The organism is Paraburkholderia sp. J63 (genome assembly GCF_905220245.1).
Taxonomy (GTDB): domain Bacteria; phylum Pseudomonadota; class Gammaproteobacteria; order Burkholderiales; family Burkholderiaceae; genus Paraburkholderia.
Window position 1 is genome coordinate 1 of sequence record NZ_CAJMZF010000224.1, and the last position, 254, is coordinate 254.

1 pseudogene is annotated in these 254 nt (G+C 64.6%); it reads right to left on the reverse strand.

The window, feature by feature from the left end:
• Positions 1-51: 51 nt before the first annotated feature.
• Positions 52-254 (reverse strand): annotated as a pseudogene (locus tag U5775_RS39280) (porin); the annotation flags it as partial.

Sequence of the window (254 nt, forward strand, 5' to 3'; positions counted from 1 at the left end):
AATGTGAAAGAGGTCTCGCGTAGGGGCGGGCAATCGTGGGCAAGCGCGGCATCAGAACAGATGCATGATGCCGAGGCCGACGCTCGTCTGCGACGCGGGCGCGAGCGTGCCGTTGACGACGTTCGAGAAGCCGAGGCTCGCATGGTTGGCATGCACGACGAACGAATAAAGCTGCGTGCGCTTCGAGAGTGCGTACGTGCCCTGCAAGGCGAACTGCTCGGCGCTGCCGGGCCTGGTCGCGGCGGTGCTTTCCT